We start from the raw sequence: 15,499 nt of genomic DNA on the forward strand, positions 1-15,499 counted from the left end.
GATCGCAGCCCCTGAGACACGGCCGGCGCATCATGCTTTCCACTTAACCGCCACTCCTCACGCATTCGGGATACAAGACGATGGATGACAACAAGCGCAAGGCGCTCGCTTCCGCCCTCGGCCAGATCGAGAAGCAGTTCGGCAAGGGCGCGGTCATGCGCATGGGCGACCGCACCGACGACGTCATCGACACCGTGTCCACCGGCTCGCTGGGCCTGGATATCGCGCTGGGCGTGGGCGGCCTGCCGCGCGGCCGCGTGGTCGAGATCTACGGTCCGGAATCCTCCGGCAAGACCACCCTCACCCTGCAGGTGATCGCCAACTGCCAGAAGAACGGCGGCACCGCCGCCTTCGTCGACGCCGAGCACGCGCTCGATCCCACCTACGCCGCCAAGCTGGGCGTCAACGTGGACGACCTGCTGGTCTCGCAGCCGGACACCGGCGAACAGGCGCTGGAAATCGCCGACATGCTGGTGCGCTCCGGCGCGGTGGACGTGGTGGTGGTCGACTCGGTCGCCGCGCTCACGCCCAAGGCCGAAATCGAAGGCGAGATGGGCGACTCCCACGTCGGCCTGCACGCCCGCCTGATGAGCCAGGCGCTGCGCAAGCTCACCGCCAACATCAAGAAGTCCAACTGCCTGGTGATCTTCATCAACCAGATCCGCATGAAGATCGGCGTGATGTTCGGCAACCCCGAGACCACCACCGGCGGCAACGCGCTGAAGTTCTACGCCTCGGTGCGCCTGGACATCCGCCGCATCGGCGCGGTGAAGAAGGGCGAGGAAGTAATCGGCTCGGAAACCCGCGTCAAGGTGGTCAAGAACAAGGTGGCGCCGCCGTTCCGCCAGGCCGAGTTCGAGATCCTCTACGGCGAGGGCAGCTCGCGCGAAGGCGAGATCATCGAGCTGGGCGTGGCGCAGAACCTGATCGAGAAGTCCGGCGCCTGGTACAGCTACAAGGGCGACCGCATCGGCCAGGGCAAGGAGAACGTGCGCCAGTTCCTGCGCGACAATCCGAACATCGCCAACGAAGTGGACCGCGAACTGCGCGCCCGCCTGCTGGTGAGCGGCGGCGGCAAGACCACGGCGTCCGAAGAAGCGCTCGAGGAAGCCTGATCGACGCCAGCGCGGCCCGGCCATACTGGCCGGGCCGCGCCGATCCCGGCGATAGAGGGCAGGGAAGATGCCTAAGTTGCGTTGGACTTTTCTTGTCGCCGTGGTCTTGGGCGCCGCGGCGGAGTTGGTGACGGCTGCGTTCGATCGGCACAGCCTGCCGTCGAGTGTTCATGCCAGGCGGCTGACACCGGACGTGTGGATTTCCGAGCAGATCGGTCCGGAAGAGCTGGTCACGCTCAAATTGAAAGGGTTCCGGGCCGTGGTGGATCTGCGCCCGGACAACGAAGTCGCCGGACAGCCCTCAGCCAGCGTCATGAGCGAGGCGGCGCAGCAGCAAGGCCTTCGCTTCGACTACATCCCGGTCGCCCACGGCGACGTGCCGTCCGGTGCGGTCGAGACCCTGGGTCGCGCCCTGGCGCGCGATCAGGCACCCATCCTGCTGTATTGCCGCAGCGGCCGGCGTGCCGCGCGCATCTGGGCTTTGTCCGAGGCTTCGCGCCCCGGCGGCCTGGACGCCCCGGCGATCTTGAACGCCGTCCAGCAGGCCGGGCAGGACGCCGGCGATCTGGCGGACCAGATCACGGACCGGATCGCCGCCCGGCCCACCAAGCCTTGAGCCCACCGGAGACATCCCGCATGGCCACCGTGCAAGAGCCGAACCTGCCCGCTCCCCGCAGCCTGACGGCGCGGCTGGTGGCGCAAGCCGTGGTCGCCGCCGTCGGCCTGGCCATCGGTGCGGTGGTCGGCCTGGTCGGGGCGCTCTGGTTCGGCCTGATCGACCTGGTCTGCTGAGACGTACAGCCACGCATGCCGAAAGACCGCTCCAGCGACAAGAAACCCGCCGGGAAAAAGGACAAGGCCACGGCCTACGCCAAGGGCCTGGGCATGCTCGCGCGCCGCGAGCACTCCCGCCGCGAGCTGGGCCGCAAGCTGCGCCAGGGCGGCTACGAGGCCGATGAGGCCAGCGCGGCGCTGGACCGCCTTGGCGCCCAGCACTACCAGGACGACGAACGCTTCGGCGAGATGCTGGTGCGCAGCCGCGCCGCCCAGGGCTACGGCCCCGCGCGCCTGCGCGCGGAGCTCAAGAGCCACGGCCTGTCCGACGCACGCATCCGCGCGCTGCTGGACGCCGCGGAGGTGGACTGGGCCGAGTCGGCCGCCGCGCAACTGCGCCGCCGCTATGGCGGCAAACCCGCATCGGACCCGGCCGAAAAGCAGCGCCGGGCGCAGTTTCTCTTGCGTCGGGGCTTTGCCGCCGCCACAGTAAGAGGTCTTACCCACGCCGAAGTGGACGAGTTGGCCGACGAAAGCGACTGATCGCCCGGCTGCGTCGCGGCGTGGCCTCCACGGCGCCCACTCCGACGATCCGCACGCAATGAAGACGGCCGACATCCGCTCCACCTTCCTCGAATTCTTCCGCTCCAAGGGCCACACCATCGTGCCGTCCAGCTCGCTGGTGCCGGCCAGCGACCCGACCCTGCTGTTCACCAACTCGGGCATGGTGCCGTTCAAGAACGTGTTCCTGGGCAGCGAGAAGCTGCCCTACAAGCGCGCGGCCGACGTGCAGCGCTGCCTGCGCGCCGGCGGCAAGCACAACGACCTGGACGCCGTGGGCTACACCGCGCGCCACCACACCTTCTTCGAGATGCTGGGCAACTGGTCGTTCGGCGACTACTTCAAGCGCGACGCCATCCAGTACGCCTGGGAGCTGCTGACCGGCGTGTTCAAGCTGCCGGCGGACAAGCTGTGGGTCACCGTCTATCACACCGACGACGAGGCCTACGACATCTGGCACAAGGAGCTGGGCGTGCCGGCCGAGCGCATCGTGCGCATCGGCGACAACAAGGGCGCGCCGTTCGCTTCCGACAATTTCTGGCAGATGGCCGATACCGGCCCCTGCGGTCCCTGCACCGAGATCTTCTACGACCACGGTCCGGACATCGCCGGCGGCCCGCCCGGTTCGCCGGACGAGGACGGCGACCGCTACATCGAAATCTGGAACCTGGTGTTCATGCAGTTCGACCGCGCGCCCGACGGCACGCTGTCGCCGCTGCCGGCCCCGTGCGTGGATACCGGCATGGGCCTGGAGCGCGTGGCGGCGGTGCTGCAGCACGTGCATTCCAACTACGAGATCGACCTGTTCGCGCACCTGATCAAGGTGGCCGGCGAACTCACCGCCACGGCGGATCTGGCGAACAAGTCGCTGCGCGTGATCGCCGACCATATCCGTGCCTGCTCCTTCCTGATCGTCGACGGCGTGCTGCCCTCGAACGAAGGCCGCGGCTACGTGCTCCGCCGCATCATCCGCCGCGCGCTGCGGCACGGCTGGATGCTGGGCGTGCGCGGCGATTTCTTCTGGAAGATGGTCAAGCCGCTGGTCGAGGAAATGGGCGCGGCCTATCCGGACCTCGCCGCGAAGCAGGCCTTCGTGGAAGAGGCGCTGCGCACCGAGGAGCAGCGCTTCGGCGAAACGCTGGAGCACGGCATGCGCCTGTTCGACGAAGTGGCGGGCAAGTCCGGCAGCAGCATTCCCGGCGCCGACGCGTTCCGCCTGTACGACACCTACGGCTTCCCGGTCGACCTCACCGCCGACATCGCGCGCGAGCGCGGCATGTCGGTGGACATGGAAGGTTTCGACCGCGCGATGGAAGAGCAGAAGGAGCGCGGCCGCAAGGGCGGCAGCTTCAAGGCCAAGGGCAACATGCCGGCGGAACTGGCCAGCCAGCTCAAGCCCACCGGATTCCTGGGCTATGACGCCATCTCGGCGCAGGGCTGCCAGGTGGTGGGCATCGTGCGCGACGGCATCCAGCTGCAGCAGCTGGCGCAGGGCGAGGAAGGCCTGGTGATCCTGGACCGCACGCCGTTCTACGCGGAATCCGGCGGCCAGGTCGGCGACACCGGCAGCCTCGCCAACGGCGCCGGCCGCTTCGACGTGGCCGACACGCTCAAGATGGGCGGTGTGTTCTTCGGCCATGCCGGCCAGTGGCAGGGCGCGCAGCCGCTGCGCGTGGGCGATGCGGTGGACGCGCTGGTCGACGGCGCGCGCCGCCAGGCCATCGTGCTCAACCACTCCGCTACCCACTTGCTGCACGCAGCGCTGCGCGAAGTGCTGGGCGAGCACGTCACGCAGAAGGGCTCGCTGGTGGCGCCGGAGCGCCTGCGCTTCGACTTCGCGCACTTCAAGCCGGTATCGCGCGAGGAACTGTCGCGCATCGAAGACATGGTCAATGCCGAGGTACGCCGCAACGCGCAGGCCGAAGTGCATCACATGGGTTACAACCAGGCGATCGAGTTCGGCGCGATGGCGCTGTTCGGCGAGAAGTACGGCGACGAAGTGCGCGTGCTGCGCATGGGCGACTTCTCCACCGAGCTGTGCGGCGGCACCCACGTGGGCCGCACCGGCGACATCGGCCTGTTCAAGATCGTCAGCGAGGCCGGCGTGGCTTCCGGCGTGCGCCGCATCGAAGCGGTGACCGGCGCCGGTGCGCTTGCCTATGTCACCGACGAAGAGCGCCGCCTTGGGGAATTGTCCCAATTGCTGTCGACCAGCGGCGAGGAAGTGGTCGACAAGCTGCGCCAGCTGCTGGACAAGCAGAAGAAGCTCGAACGCGAACTCGAATCCATGCGCGCCAAGGCCGCCGGCTCGGCCACCGCCGACCTGGCTGGCGCCGCGCAGGACGTCGACGGCATCAAGGTCGTCGCAGCCCGCCTGGAAGGCCTCGATGCGAAGGCGCTGCGCGACAGCATGGACCAGCTCAAGCAGCAGCTCGCCGACTGCGTGGTGCTGCTTGCCGGCGCGGCCGACGGACGCGTGTCGCTGGTAGCCGGCGTGCACGGCAAGGCGCTGGGCCGCATCAAGGCCGGTGATGTGGTGGCGCACGTGGCGAGCCAGATCGACGGCAAGGGCGGCGGCCGCGCCGACATGGCCCAGGGCGGCGGCTCCGACACCGCCGCGCTGCCTGCCTTGCTGGCTGCTTTGCCGGCATGGATTGGCTCGCGTCTGAATTGATAAAACCTAGGTGAATAGACCACATGCCATAGGCCCAGCGCATTGCGCAGCCCGCGCGCGCTCGGCTAGTATCGGTCGAATGTCGGCTACGCGCGTTGTGGCGTAGCCAGCCGGCGGCCGCTCTCGAGCGAACGCCGTTGTGCCGGGGAAGGCGGTAGGGCCTTCGATGGTTCGTCGAAACTCGGATGGTGTAGCTCAGGGGTGAGGTTTCACCATCCGCTGGCCTGTGACCACATAGCTTTCATGGAGTGGCAAACATGTTGATTCTGACCCGCAGGGTCGGCGAAACCCTGATGATCGGCGACGAGGTGACCGTCACCGTCCTGGGCGTGAAGGGCAATCAGGTGCGTATCGGCATCAACGCGCCCAAGAACGTAGCCGTGCATCGCGAAGAGATCTATCAGCGGATCCAGAACGAGCACAAACCCGAAGACGGCGGCTCCGACAGCCACTGACCGTCTGAAGGCTTTACGAAAGACCCATCGGCCGGTATCCTTGCCGGCTCCGCAGAAATGCGGACAAAAATGGAGAGATGCCCGAGAGGCCGAAGGGGCTCCCCTGCTAAGGGAGTATAGGGTCAAAAGCCTTATCGAGGGTTCGAATCCCTCTCTCTCCGCCAGATACGCAAAACGCCCCTTTCGGGGCGTTTTGCGTATCTGGCGGAGAGAGAGGGTAAGAGAACCGGCTGCTCGGCTACGCCGAGCAGCCGGTTCGACAAATTTGTCAGGAACAAATTTGGACAGCCGCAGGCTGGCCCCTTCGCGCACAGCGCGAAGGGGTGAGGCCCATGGATGGGCCTCACAATCCCACGCGTCACGGCGAAGCGCACCGCACACCGAAGCCCAAAACAAAAAACGCCCCAACGGGGCGTTTTGCATTTCGCGAAGAACGTTTAGTCGAGCGCTCGTCTCTTGAAGGCCCACGCTTACCCACAGCGCACCGCCACTGGATTCCGGCCTACGCCGGAATGACGAGCTAGGAGCCGACCGCCAATCCCCGCAACTCGACTTCGCTCGGCGTCACCTTCAACACCGACCCGTGCTCATACCAATCCCCCAGCACGATCCGCTCAGCCGCCTTCCCATCCAGCTCGAAACCATGCACCGCTGGCCGATGCGTATGCCCATGAATCAACCGCGTCACCCCGGCACGCACCATCGCCTCAGCCACCGCACCGGCGTTGACATCCATGATCGTCTCCATGGTGCTCCCGGTATGCGCCTTACTATCCTCTCTCGCCTTCGCCGCAAACGCTCTACGCGCCTCCAACGGCATCGCCAGAATCTGCGCCTGCCATTCCGCCGTCCGCACCTGCTTCCGCACCGCCTGATAAGCCACATCATCGGTACACAAAACATCCCCATGCATCAGCAGGGTAGGCCGCCCGTACAAGTCATGCACGGTGCCATCCTCCAGCAAGCTAAACCCCGCCTGCCGCGCAAACTTCTCGCCCAGCAGAAAATCCCGGTTGCCCACCATGAAATACACCGGCACCCCGGCATCGCTCAGCGCCTTCGTCGCAGCCGCAATCCGTGCCGGCAGTTCCGCGTCGTCGTCATCGCCGATCCACGCCTCCACCAGATCGCCGAGGATGTACACCGCATCCGCACCACGCGCTTCATCGCTGGCCAGAAACTCCTCGAACAATCGCGTGATCCGCGGCCGCGCCGCATCCAGATGCAGATCGGCAATGAACAACGTATGCATCAGCCCTTGGTCCCTTTCTTAGGCGCGGGCTTCGCAGCGGGGGCGGCAGGCGCAGCAGCCGGAGGTGTCGCCGCACTCGCCGCACGCGCCGGTGCCTCCTCGCCGATCACATAGGCGCTGTCCACCACCGGCAACGGATTCGGCACGTCGTTGGCAAACGGCCCCAGCGCCCGCGTCGGCAGCCCGGCGATCTTGTCGACCACGTCCATGCCCTTCACCACCTTGCCGAACACGGCAAAGCCCCAGGTCAGCCCGCTCTGGTTGCCGACGTAGTCCAGCCGGCGGTTGTCCACCAGGTTGAAGAAGAACTGCGAGGTGCCCGAATTCGGATCCGCCCCGCGCGCCACGGCCAGCGTGCCGCGCAGATTGGAAAGGCCGTTGTCCGCCTCGCTGGCGATCGCCGAATGCGTGCGCTTGGGCTGCAGGTCGCGCGTGTACAGCCCGCCCTGCACCATGTAGCCGGCGATCGCGCGGTGCATCACCGTGCCGCTGTAGAAGCCTTCGCGCACGTACTGCAGGAAGTTCGCCACGCTCTTGGGCGACTTGTCCGGATACAGCTCCACCGTGATGTCGCCCACCGTGGTGTGCAGCACCACCTGCGGATGCGGCAGGTTGGACGGCGTCGCGGCCGGCGCCTGCTTCACCGCCTGGGCGGAGAGAGCGAAGGGCAGGGCGAGCAGGGCAAGAAGGCTAAGGATTCGTCGCATGGCGTGTCGGGCGGCGTCAGGCATCCGCGCATGATACGCGGCGCCGGTGAGGGTGGCCTTAAGAGCGTCGGCGCAGGAAAACGCGGGCCGCACGATCAGAAGGTGGTCAGGTCGAGGGTGAGGCCCAGTTCGGCCATCGGCGGGCGCTCCTGCTCCAGGTCCGCCTCGGTCAGCGGATGCTGTTCGATCCAGGCCGCCGGCAGCCCCAGGCGCAGGCGCTGGGCGGTGGCGGCCAGGCGCATCTGCGGCAGCGATTCGGCGCGGCGCGCGCGGCGGAACAGCACGGCCAGGCGCAGCAGGGCGGTGATCTGCCGGGCCAGGGCGCGGTAGCGCTGCGGCAGGGCGGAGAACAAGGTCTTCTCCGGCTTGCGGCGATGCGCCTCCACCACGGCGGCAAGCAACTGCTGCTCCTGGCGCGAAAAGCCGGCCAGGTCGGCGTGGCGCAGGATGTAGGCGCCATGGTGATGGTGCTGGCTGTGCGCGATGGCCAGGCCGATCTCGTGCACGCGCGACACCCACGACAGCCATTCGCGCGCCTCGCCGTCCAGCTTCCAGCTCTTGGCCACCTGGTCGAACAGCATCAGCGCGGTGGATTCCACGCGCCGCGCCTGGGCGCGGTCCACGCCGTAGCGCGCGGCCAGTGCGTCGATGCTGGCGGTGCGGGGGTCGGTGCCGCCGGCGCGGCCCAGCAGGTCCCACAGCAGGCCTTCGCGCATCGAGCTTTCGCACACGCGCATGCGCTGGATGCCCAGCGCCTCGAAGGCGGCTTCGAAGATCACCACGCCGCCGGCAATCACCGGCGCGCGGTCGTCGGACAGGCCCGGCAGCTTCAGCGCGCCGATCTGGCCCTGGGCCAGCAGGGCGTCGCGCAGCTGGGCCAGCGAGGCCGGCGTGATGCCGTCGTCGGAGAACTTCATGGCCTGCACCACGCCGCCGATCGCCTTGGCCGTGCCGGAGGAGCCGAAGGCATCCACCCAGCCGGCCTCGCGGTAATCCTCGGCGAACTGCTGCAGCAGCACGCCCAGCTCGCCGGTGGCGCGCTGCCAGCGCTTGCGATTGAGCTTGCCGCCGGGAAAGAAGCGCATGGTCGAGGCGATGCAGCCGGCCTGTACGCTTTCGGTGTGCATCGGGGCCAGGCCGCGGCCGATGATGAATTCCGTACTGCCGCCGCCGACGTCGATCACCAGGCGGTTCTCGCGCGAGGCGGGCAGGTCGTGCGAGGCGCCCAGGAAGATCAGGCGGCCTTCCTCGCGGCCGGAGACGATTTCCACCGGATGGCCCAGCGCGGTCTCGGCGGCAGTCAGGAAGGATTGCGGCGAAGCCAGCCGGCGCACCGTATTGGTGGCCACCGCGCGCACCCGGGCCGAGGGCAGGCCGGCGATGCGCTGGCCGAAGCGGGCCAGGCAGTTCAGCGCCCGCGCGCGGTGCTCGGCGTCCAGCGTGCCGTCGGCGCGCAGGCCGGCGGCCATGCGCACGGTGTCGCGCAGGCGGTCGATCACCCGGGGTTCGCCATGCTCCACCCGCGCCACGACCATGTGAAAGCTGTTGGAACCCATATCGATGGCGGCGATCAGCTCGCCATCCTTGATCGGGGACTGCTCGCCTTGAATCATCCGGGGCTCGTATTCCGTGCGATTGAGTACGAATTCTCGCACGCAGGCGCCGGCCTGCGTCAGTCCGCGGCACCTCAGCCGCGGACGGCCTTGGGCACCGTGGGGCTGAGCTTGTTCAGCAGGTACTCCTGCGCGCTGTGCGGCGCGGCGTCGCCTGCCTCGGCGCGGGTGTAGCGGCCCTCGCTGTCCAGCAGCCAGGCCTGGGTGTTGTCCGCCAGATAGTTGGCCAGGGTTTCGTCGTACACGCGCTGGGCCAGCGCCGGTTCGAGGATGGGGAAGGCCACCTCGATGCGGCGCATCAGGTTGCGCTCCATCCAGTCCGCACTGGCGCAATAGGTTTCCGGCGCGCCGTCGTTGGCGAACCAGTACACCCGGCTGTGCTCCAGGAAGCGGCCGACGATGGAACGCACGCGGATACGCTCGGATACGCCCGCCAGCCCCGGCCGCAGGGTGCAGGCGCCGCGCACGATCAGGTCGATCTCCACCCCCGCCTGCGAGGCGCGGTACAGCGCCTCGATCACATGCGCCTCGTTCAGCGCATTGAGCTTGGCCACGATACGCGCCGGCTTGCCGGCCCGGGCATGTGCGGTTTCGCGTTCGATCTTGGCCACCACGCTCTTGTACAGCGTGAACGGCGAATGCAGCAGGCGCTTGAGCTGGATCATGGGACCTAAGCCGGAGAGCTGCTGGAAGACCTTGTGCAGGTCCTCGCCGATCTCCGGTTGCGCGGTCATCAGGCCGATGTCGGTATAGGCGCGGCTGTTGGCCTGGTGATAGTTGCCGGTGGACAGGTGCACGTAGCGGCGCAGCACCTCGCCTTCGCGGCGCACGATCAGCAGCATCTTGGCGTGGGTCTTGTAGCCCACCACGCCGTACACCACCTGCACGCCGGCTTCCTGCAGGCGCGTAGCGAGGCGGATGTTGGCCTCCTCGTCGAAGCGCGCGCGCAGCTCGATCACCACGGTGACGTCCTTGCCGTTGCGCGCCGCTTCCACCAGCAGGTCCACCAGCGGCGTGTCGGCGCCGGCGCGGTACAGGGTCTGCTTGATCGCCAGCACGCTCGGGTCCTGCGCGGCCTGGCCGAGCAGTTCCACCACGGTCATGAAGGACTCGTACGGATGGTGCAGCAGCACGTCGCGCTCGCGCAGCACTTCGAACTTGCACTTGCTGGCGTCGAAGGCCTTGGGCAGCTGCGGGGTGAAGCGCGGGAACTTCAGCGCGGGGCGGTCCAGGCTGTCGTACACGCTGCCGGCGCGGATGATGTTGACCGGGCCGTCGCAGCGGTAGACGTCGTTCTCTTCCAGCTCGAAGTTGGCGATCAGCATCGACACGATCGCCTTCGGGCAATCCGCGCCGATCTCCAGCCGCACCGGCTTGGCATAGCCGCGGCCGAGCAGCTCCTCGCTCAGCGCGCGCGCCAGGTTCTCCACCTCGGCTTCCTCGACCATCAGCTCGCTGTTGCGCGTGACGCGGAACTGGTACGAGCCGGCCACCTTGAAGCCGGGGAACATCTGGTCGACGAAGCCCTGCAGCAGCTCGGCCAGGAACACGAAATGGTCGCCCTCGCCGCAGACCTCGTTGGGCAGGCGGATGATCCGCGGCAGCGAGCGCGGCGCGCGCACCAGGGCCATGTGGCCTTCGCGGCCGAAGGCGTCGCGGCCCTTCAGCACCACGGCGAGGTTGAGCGTCTTGTTGAGGATGCGCGGGAACGGATGCGCCGGGTCCAGGCCCAGCGGCGACAGCACCGGCAGCACTTCGTTTTCGAAATAGCCCTGCAGCCAGCGGCGCTGGCGCTCGCTCCAGCGGTCGCGGGTGAGGAAATGGATCTCCTCGGCGTCCAGCGCGGGTTTGAGCTCGTGCTGCCAGGTGGTGTACTGCGCGTCGACCAGGTCCAGCACGCGCTTGCGGATGCGCGCCAGCAGCTCGCCGGAGGGAATGCCGTCCGGCCCCGGCGCGGCCGAGCCGAAGCTGTGGTGATGCTTGAGCATGGCCACGCGCACCTCGAAGAACTCGTCGAGGTTATTGGCCACGATGCTGAGGAAACGCAGGCGCTCCAGCAGCGGCACGGCGGTGTCGCGGGCCTGGGCCAGCACGCGGAAATTGAATTCCAGCGCGGCCAGCTCGCGGCTGAGGTACAGCTCGGGGGCGGCGGGGTCGATGGTGTGGTCGATCACGGGGGACGACGAGGACGGTTTACGGCGCATCGCGGCATTCTGGCCGATGCGGGGCGCAAGCTCATGCGGCGGTGCCGCGTAGTGTGATGTGGGATTCATCTGGCTTCGCCAAATCGAATCCTTCTCCCCTCCGGGGAGAAGGTGGCGGCAGCCGGATGAGGGGCCGGGGCTTGCGGTGGAAGATCGACAGGGCGAGGCGCGCTTGCCGCTCCTGCTTGGCCGCTCCGCCCGACCCCTCACCCCAGCCCTCTCCCCGGAGGGGAGAGGGAGTAAGTCCTCAGGCCTCGTCCGGGCCGCCCGGCTTCAACAGCCGCTCATGCCCGAAGCAGCACGAGAACGTCGACCCCTGGCCCGGCTCGCTCTGGATCTCCAGCCTGGCCTGGTGCAGGTTCAGTACGTGCTTGACGATCGACAGGCCCAGCCCGGTGCCGCCGCTGTCGCGCGAGCGGCTGGAGGAGACGCGGTAGAAGCGCTCGGTCAGGCGGGCCAGGTGCGCGGCGGGGATGCCGAAGCCGGTGTCGCTGACTGAATAGGTGGCGCCTTCCGGGGTGCGCTTCCAGCGGATCGTGATATTGCCGCCGGTGGGGGTGTAGCGCACGGCATTGCTGACCAGGTTGGACAGCGCGCTGTGCAGGTCCTTGGACGAACCCAGCAGGTCGGCCTCGGCGGTGTTTTCCACCGCGATATGGTGGCGGCCCTGGCTCAGCGCCTCGGCTTCCTTGCGCACGGTGGCCAGCAGCGGCGACATCGGCACGCGTTCGTCGGTGACGTGGTCCTGGGTTTCCAGGCGCGACAGGGTGAGCAGGTCTTCCACGATCTGGCCCATGCGCTTGGACTGCGCGCGCATCTCGCCGAGCACCGGCGCCAGTTCCGGCACGTCTTCCGGATCGATCAGTTCCAGATAGCCGTGGATCACCGTCAGCGGCGTGCGCAGCTCGTGCGACACATTGGCCACGAAGTCGCGGCGGATCTGCTCCAGCCGGGTCAGGTGGCTGATGTCGCGCGCCAGCAACAGGCGCTGGCGGCGGCCGAACGGCAGCAGGGTGACATTGATGTGCCGGTTCGGATGGCCGGGCGCGACCACGTCGTTGAGCGGCTCGTGCGCGCCGTCCTGCAGCCAGCCGGCCAGCTCGGTGGTGCCCAGGCGCTCATGCAGGTGGATGCCGCGGTCCTGCGGGCGGCGCAGGCCGAGCAGGTCTTCGGCGGCGTGATTGAACCAGCGCACGTGCTGCTCGTTGTCGAGCAGCACGACGGCATCCGGCAGGCTGCCGGCGGCGCTGCGCAGATCGCGCAAACTGGAGGCAATGCGACGGGAACGCGTCATGAAGCGGTCATGCTGCAGGGGGCTGATGGTGGGGGGCGGCGGCATGATGTGCCGTGTTTCATGACGGATTCGGGTCAGCAGCAAGACGGTTTCCGCGATAGCGACAAGCGCCACGCCAAGCACCGCGCGGTCGCCCGCCCAGGCGCCGATCAGGCCGCCCAGCACGAGGCCGGCCGCGAGGGCGGCCGGCAGTTTCCACGAACGATCGAACGGCTCAGGCATGCAGTCGGGCCATGGTCGCCACAAGGCGGGCAAGCATATCGGCAAATGCTGTCGACAGCCGCCGCCGGCCCGGCAATCGCCCGCGGGCGCTTAGACGCTGGCCGAGAAACGGTAGCCCGCGCCGCGCACGGTCTGCACCATCTCGTCCAGCTTCCACGGCTCCAGCGTCTTGCGCAGGCGGCGGATATGCACGTCGACGGTGCGCTCCTCCACGTACACGCTGCCGCCCCACACGTGGTCGAGCAGCTGCGCGCGCGAGTAGACGCGTTCCGGATGGGTCATGAAGAAGTACAGCAGGCGGTATTCGGTCGGGCCGATCGGCACCGAGTCCTCGCCGGCGAACACGCGGTGGGCCGGGCCGTCGATGCGCAGGCCGCCCAGTTCCACCATGCCCGAGCCGTCGTCGCCCTGGCTGCGGCGCAGTACCGCCTTGATGCGGGCGATCAGCTCGCGGGTGGAGAAGGGCTTGACCACGTAGTCGTCGACGCCGGCTTCCAGGCCGTTGACCCGGTCCATCTCCTCGCCGCGGGCGGTGAGCATGATGATCGGGACTTCCCGGCTCAGTTCTTCCTTGCGCAGGCGCCGGGCCAGTTCCAGGCCGCTGGTGCCCGGAAGCATCCAGTCGAGCAGGATCAGGTCGGGGACCTGTTCGGCGATGGCGATCTGGGCAGCCCGGGCATCGGCGGCGTGGACTGCGTCCATGCCGGCCTTGCGCAGGGCGAAGGCGACCATGTCGCGGATCGAAGCTTCGTCTTCGACGATAAGAATGCGCTTGTGCACGCGTAGGGGTCCGCTTGGGGGCCTGTGACGCAAATATTGCAACGATTCAATGTTACGCCCCTATGACATTTCACGAGAACGCAACGAAATCGTCGATTTTTGGCCCCGGCGGCGGGGTGCCGGCGGGCTTTCAGCGCCCCGCGCTGAAGCACAGGCGGCCGGCGCAGGCCTGGTTCGGCTGCTGCTGCAGCTGCTGGGTGCGGCCGTCCGGGTTGTCCTCGGTCTGCACGCGGCGCTTGCGCAGCTCCATCACCAGCGGAGTGAGGTCGGCGATGCGGGCCTGGATGCGGGCGCGGGCGTAGTAGTCCAGGTCCTGGCGCTTGAGCAGGCGCTTGAGCTGTTCCATGGCGTCGAACGGGCGGCCGGACAGATAGCTGGCGTCGGCATAGGCCTCGCCCGCGCGGATCGCCTCGCCGGCTTTCTCGCTGGCGCGGGCGTAGCTGCGGTAGAGCTCGGGCTCGTCGGCGTTGTCCAGCATCGGGCGCAGCATGTCGGCGGCCTGCACGGCATCCGCATGGCTGCCGCCTTCGGTGAGCGCATGCGCATAGCCCAGTGCGATGGCGCGGTTGCGCGGCGACTGCCCGTTGAGCGCGGCATACATCGCCAGCGCCTCGCCGCGCTGGCCGGACTGCAGTTTCGCGTCGGCCATGGCCAGCTGCACGATCTGGTTGTCCGGATGGTTCTTCAGCAGCGGCTGCAGTTCCTCCACCGCCTTGGCGCCGCGGCCACTGCGGGTAAGCGCGAGCGCATAGCCGTAGTGGTTGGCCGGCGTGTTGAATTCCTGGTGCTTGTCCAGGTTGTTCGCGTAGTAGGTGCTGAGCGGCAGCGCGTCGCCGGACAGCACGCGCACGCGCTCGCGCATCAGCGCATAGGTGTCCAGGCCGTCCTTCTGCCCGCGCGCGCCGGCCAGCACGGTCGGGTCTTTCACGTAGGCGATCGGCGCAGTGCTTTTTTCCCACTGCGTCTTGGTGAGCGTGGGCGCGGTGGGACGCAGCTTCTGCTGCGCGGCCAGGGCGTCGGCGCGCGACTTGGCGTCGCTGATGCGCGACAGCGTCACCGGGTGGGTCTGCAGCAGTTCGGGCACGTCGCGGTCGCCGCCCGCGCCGGCGCGCAGGGTGTCCTGCATGCGCTCGAAGAAGGTGGCCATGGCGTTGGGATCGTAGCCGGCGTTGGACAGCGTCTGGATGCCGGCGCGGTCGGCCTCGACCTCGTCCTTGCGGGTGAAGTTGATCTGCCGCTGCAGCATCAGGCCCTGGCCGCCCATCAGCACCGCGCCGGCGGCGTCGCCGGCATGCGCGCCGGCGCCGGCGGCGATCGCGCCCAGCAGCACCAGGGCCATCAGCGGCGCATCTTTTTTCGAGGACTCGAACGCGCGCTGCAGGTGGTTCTGCGTGATGTGGCCGATCTCGTGCGCGATCACGCCGGCCAGTTCGCTTTCGCTGTTGGTGATGTCGATCAGGCCCGAGTTCACCGCGATATAGCCGCCGGGGGCGGCGAAGGCGTTGATCACGTCCTCCTTCACGATGAAGAAGGAGAAGTGGTCCTTGGGCTTGTCGCTGGCGGCGACCAGGCGGTAGCCGAGGTCGTTGATGTAGTCGTCGAGCAGGGCGTCGTCGACCACCATGTCCATCGAACGCATCTGGCGCAGCATGGCGGCGCCGTATTCCTGCGCCTCCTGCGGGGAGACCAGGGCGTTGGCGGAACTGCCCAGGTCCGGCAGGCGCACATTGGTGTCCTGGGCGCCCGCGCCGAAGCTCAGCAGGGCGCAGGCCAGGGCGGTCGCCAGACGGGTGGTAACGGTACGTGGTGCCATGCGCATAGGTAGGTGACAATAGCACTTGTGACCGC

The 15,499-nt window shown here is 68.0% G+C and carries 13 protein-coding genes and 1 tRNA gene; 7 read left to right on the top strand and 7 right to left on the bottom strand.

Going from position 1 to position 15,499, the window contains the following annotated elements; genetic code table 11:
• Nucleotides 1-80 precede the first annotated feature (80 nt).
• The 7 genes from recA (at nucleotide 81) to FHW84_RS08505 (ending at nucleotide 5,743) form a co-directional block, all read left to right on the top strand.
• Nucleotides 81-1,115, top strand: a complete 1,035-nt coding sequence (gene recA / locus FHW84_RS08475) for a recombinase RecA (protein WP_167254367.1) — start codon at nucleotides 81-83, stop codon at nucleotides 1,113-1,115.
• 67 nt (nucleotides 1,116-1,182) lie between these two features.
• Nucleotides 1,183-1,731, top strand: a complete 549-nt coding sequence (locus tag FHW84_RS08480) for a TIGR01244 family sulfur transferase (protein ID WP_167254369.1) — start codon at nucleotides 1,183-1,185, stop codon at nucleotides 1,729-1,731.
• A gap of 20 nt (nucleotides 1,732-1,751) precedes the next feature.
• Nucleotides 1,752-1,907, top strand: a complete 156-nt coding sequence (locus FHW84_RS08485) for a hypothetical protein (protein WP_167254371.1) — start codon at nucleotides 1,752-1,754, stop codon at nucleotides 1,905-1,907.
• Between the two features lie 15 nt (nucleotides 1,908-1,922).
• Entirely contained in the window at nucleotides 1,923-2,432 is a 510-nt protein-coding gene (locus FHW84_RS08490) for a regulatory protein RecX (RefSeq protein ID WP_167254373.1), read from the top strand.
• Nucleotides 2,433-2,490: 58 nt separating this feature from the next.
• The gene (alaS, locus tag FHW84_RS08495) at nucleotides 2,491-5,124 is read left to right on the top strand and encodes an alanine--tRNA ligase (RefSeq protein ID WP_167254375.1); all 2,634 of its coding nucleotides are present in this window, start codon (nucleotides 2,491-2,493) and stop codon (nucleotides 5,122-5,124) included.
• A 257-nt stretch (nucleotides 5,125-5,381) separates the two neighbouring features.
• Entirely contained in the window at nucleotides 5,382-5,579 is a 198-nt protein-coding gene (gene csrA, locus FHW84_RS08500; protein WP_167254377.1) for a carbon storage regulator CsrA, read from the top strand.
• A 71-nt stretch (nucleotides 5,580-5,650) separates the two neighbouring features.
• Nucleotides 5,651-5,743: transfer RNA gene (locus FHW84_RS08505), tRNA-Ser, on the top strand.
• Between the two features lie 356 nt (nucleotides 5,744-6,099).
• Here FHW84_RS08505 and FHW84_RS08510 read toward each other — a convergent pair.
• The 7 genes from FHW84_RS08510 to FHW84_RS08540 all read right to left on the bottom strand — a co-directional run bounded on the left by FHW84_RS08510 (nucleotide 6,100) and on the right by FHW84_RS08540 (nucleotide 15,470).
• Nucleotides 6,100-6,831 (bottom strand): UDP-2,3-diacylglucosamine diphosphatase, encoded by a 732-nt coding sequence (locus tag FHW84_RS08510; protein ID WP_167254379.1) that lies wholly within the window; start codon nucleotides 6,829-6,831, stop codon nucleotides 6,100-6,102.
• Complete coding sequence (locus FHW84_RS08515; RefSeq protein WP_167254381.1) at nucleotides 6,831-7,538, bottom strand: peptidylprolyl isomerase; 708 nt, start codon at nucleotides 7,536-7,538, stop codon at nucleotides 6,831-6,833. Before FHW84_RS08515 ends, FHW84_RS08510 begins: the two co-directional genes overlap by 1 nt.
• A 95-nt stretch (nucleotides 7,539-7,633) precedes the next feature.
• Nucleotides 7,634-9,151, bottom strand: coding sequence for a Ppx/GppA phosphatase family protein (locus FHW84_RS08520; RefSeq protein WP_167254383.1), 1,518 nt, complete (start codon nucleotides 9,149-9,151; stop codon nucleotides 7,634-7,636).
• A gap of 74 nt (nucleotides 9,152-9,225) precedes the next feature.
• Entirely contained in the window at nucleotides 9,226-11,355 is a 2,130-nt protein-coding gene (ppk1, locus tag FHW84_RS08525; protein ID WP_167254746.1) for a polyphosphate kinase 1, read from the bottom strand.
• 247 nt (nucleotides 11,356-11,602) lie between these two features.
• On the bottom strand, nucleotides 11,603-12,694 hold the full coding sequence (phoR, locus tag FHW84_RS08530) for a phosphate regulon sensor histidine kinase PhoR (RefSeq protein ID WP_243868042.1): 1,092 nt from the start codon (nucleotides 12,692-12,694) through the stop codon (nucleotides 11,603-11,605).
• Nucleotides 12,695-12,961: 267 nt separating this feature from the next.
• Complete coding sequence (gene phoB, locus FHW84_RS08535) at nucleotides 12,962-13,651, bottom strand: phosphate regulon transcriptional regulator PhoB (RefSeq protein WP_026636248.1); 690 nt, start codon at nucleotides 13,649-13,651, stop codon at nucleotides 12,962-12,964.
• 130 nt (nucleotides 13,652-13,781) lie between these two features.
• Nucleotides 13,782-15,470: a M48 family metalloprotease gene (locus FHW84_RS08540; RefSeq protein ID WP_167254387.1), complete on the bottom strand. Its 1,689-nt coding sequence runs from the start codon at nucleotides 15,468-15,470 to the stop codon at nucleotides 13,782-13,784.
• Nucleotides 15,471-15,499 lie beyond the last annotated feature (29 nt).

Origin of the sequence: Dyella sp. SG562 (genome assembly GCF_011759495.1) — a bacterium.
Classification (GTDB): Bacteria; Pseudomonadota; Gammaproteobacteria; order Xanthomonadales; family Rhodanobacteraceae; genus Dyella_D; species Dyella_D marensis.

Excerpts from the sequence above, each read along its gene's own strand:
- recA (WP_167254367.1), top strand. The coding sequence starts at position 81 with ATGGATGACAACAAGCGCAAGGCGCTCGCTTCCGCCCTCGGCCAGATC.
- FHW84_RS08490 (WP_167254373.1), top strand. The coding sequence starts at position 1,923 with ATGCCGAAAGACCGCTCCAGCGACAAGAAACCCGCCGGGAAAAAGGAC.
- FHW84_RS08515 (WP_167254381.1), bottom strand. The coding sequence starts at position 7,538 with ATGCGACGAATCCTTAGCCTTCTTGCCCTGCTCGCCCTGCCCTTCGCT.
- csrA (WP_167254377.1), top strand. The coding sequence starts at position 5,382 with ATGTTGATTCTGACCCGCAGGGTCGGCGAAACCCTGATGATCGGCGAC.
- alaS (WP_167254375.1), top strand. The coding sequence starts at position 2,491 with ATGAAGACGGCCGACATCCGCTCCACCTTCCTCGAATTCTTCCGCTCC.
- ppk1 (WP_167254746.1), bottom strand. The coding sequence starts at position 11,355 with ATGCGCCGTAAACCGTCCTCGTCGTCCCCCGTGATCGACCACACCATC.
- FHW84_RS08520 (WP_167254383.1), bottom strand. The coding sequence starts at position 9,151 with ATGATTCAAGGCGAGCAGTCCCCGATCAAGGATGGCGAGCTGATCGCC.
- phoR (WP_243868042.1), bottom strand. The coding sequence starts at position 12,694 with ATGCCGCCGCCCCCCACCATCAGCCCCCTGCAGCATGACCGCTTCATG.
- FHW84_RS08540 (WP_167254387.1), bottom strand. The coding sequence starts at position 15,470 with ATGCGCATGGCACCACGTACCGTTACCACCCGTCTGGCGACCGCCCTG.
- FHW84_RS08485 (WP_167254371.1), top strand. The coding sequence starts at position 1,752 with ATGGCCACCGTGCAAGAGCCGAACCTGCCCGCTCCCCGCAGCCTGACG.
- FHW84_RS08510 (WP_167254379.1), bottom strand. The coding sequence starts at position 6,831 with ATGCATACGTTGTTCATTGCCGATCTGCATCTGGATGCGGCGCGGCCG.
- FHW84_RS08480 (WP_167254369.1), top strand. The coding sequence starts at position 1,183 with ATGCCTAAGTTGCGTTGGACTTTTCTTGTCGCCGTGGTCTTGGGCGCC.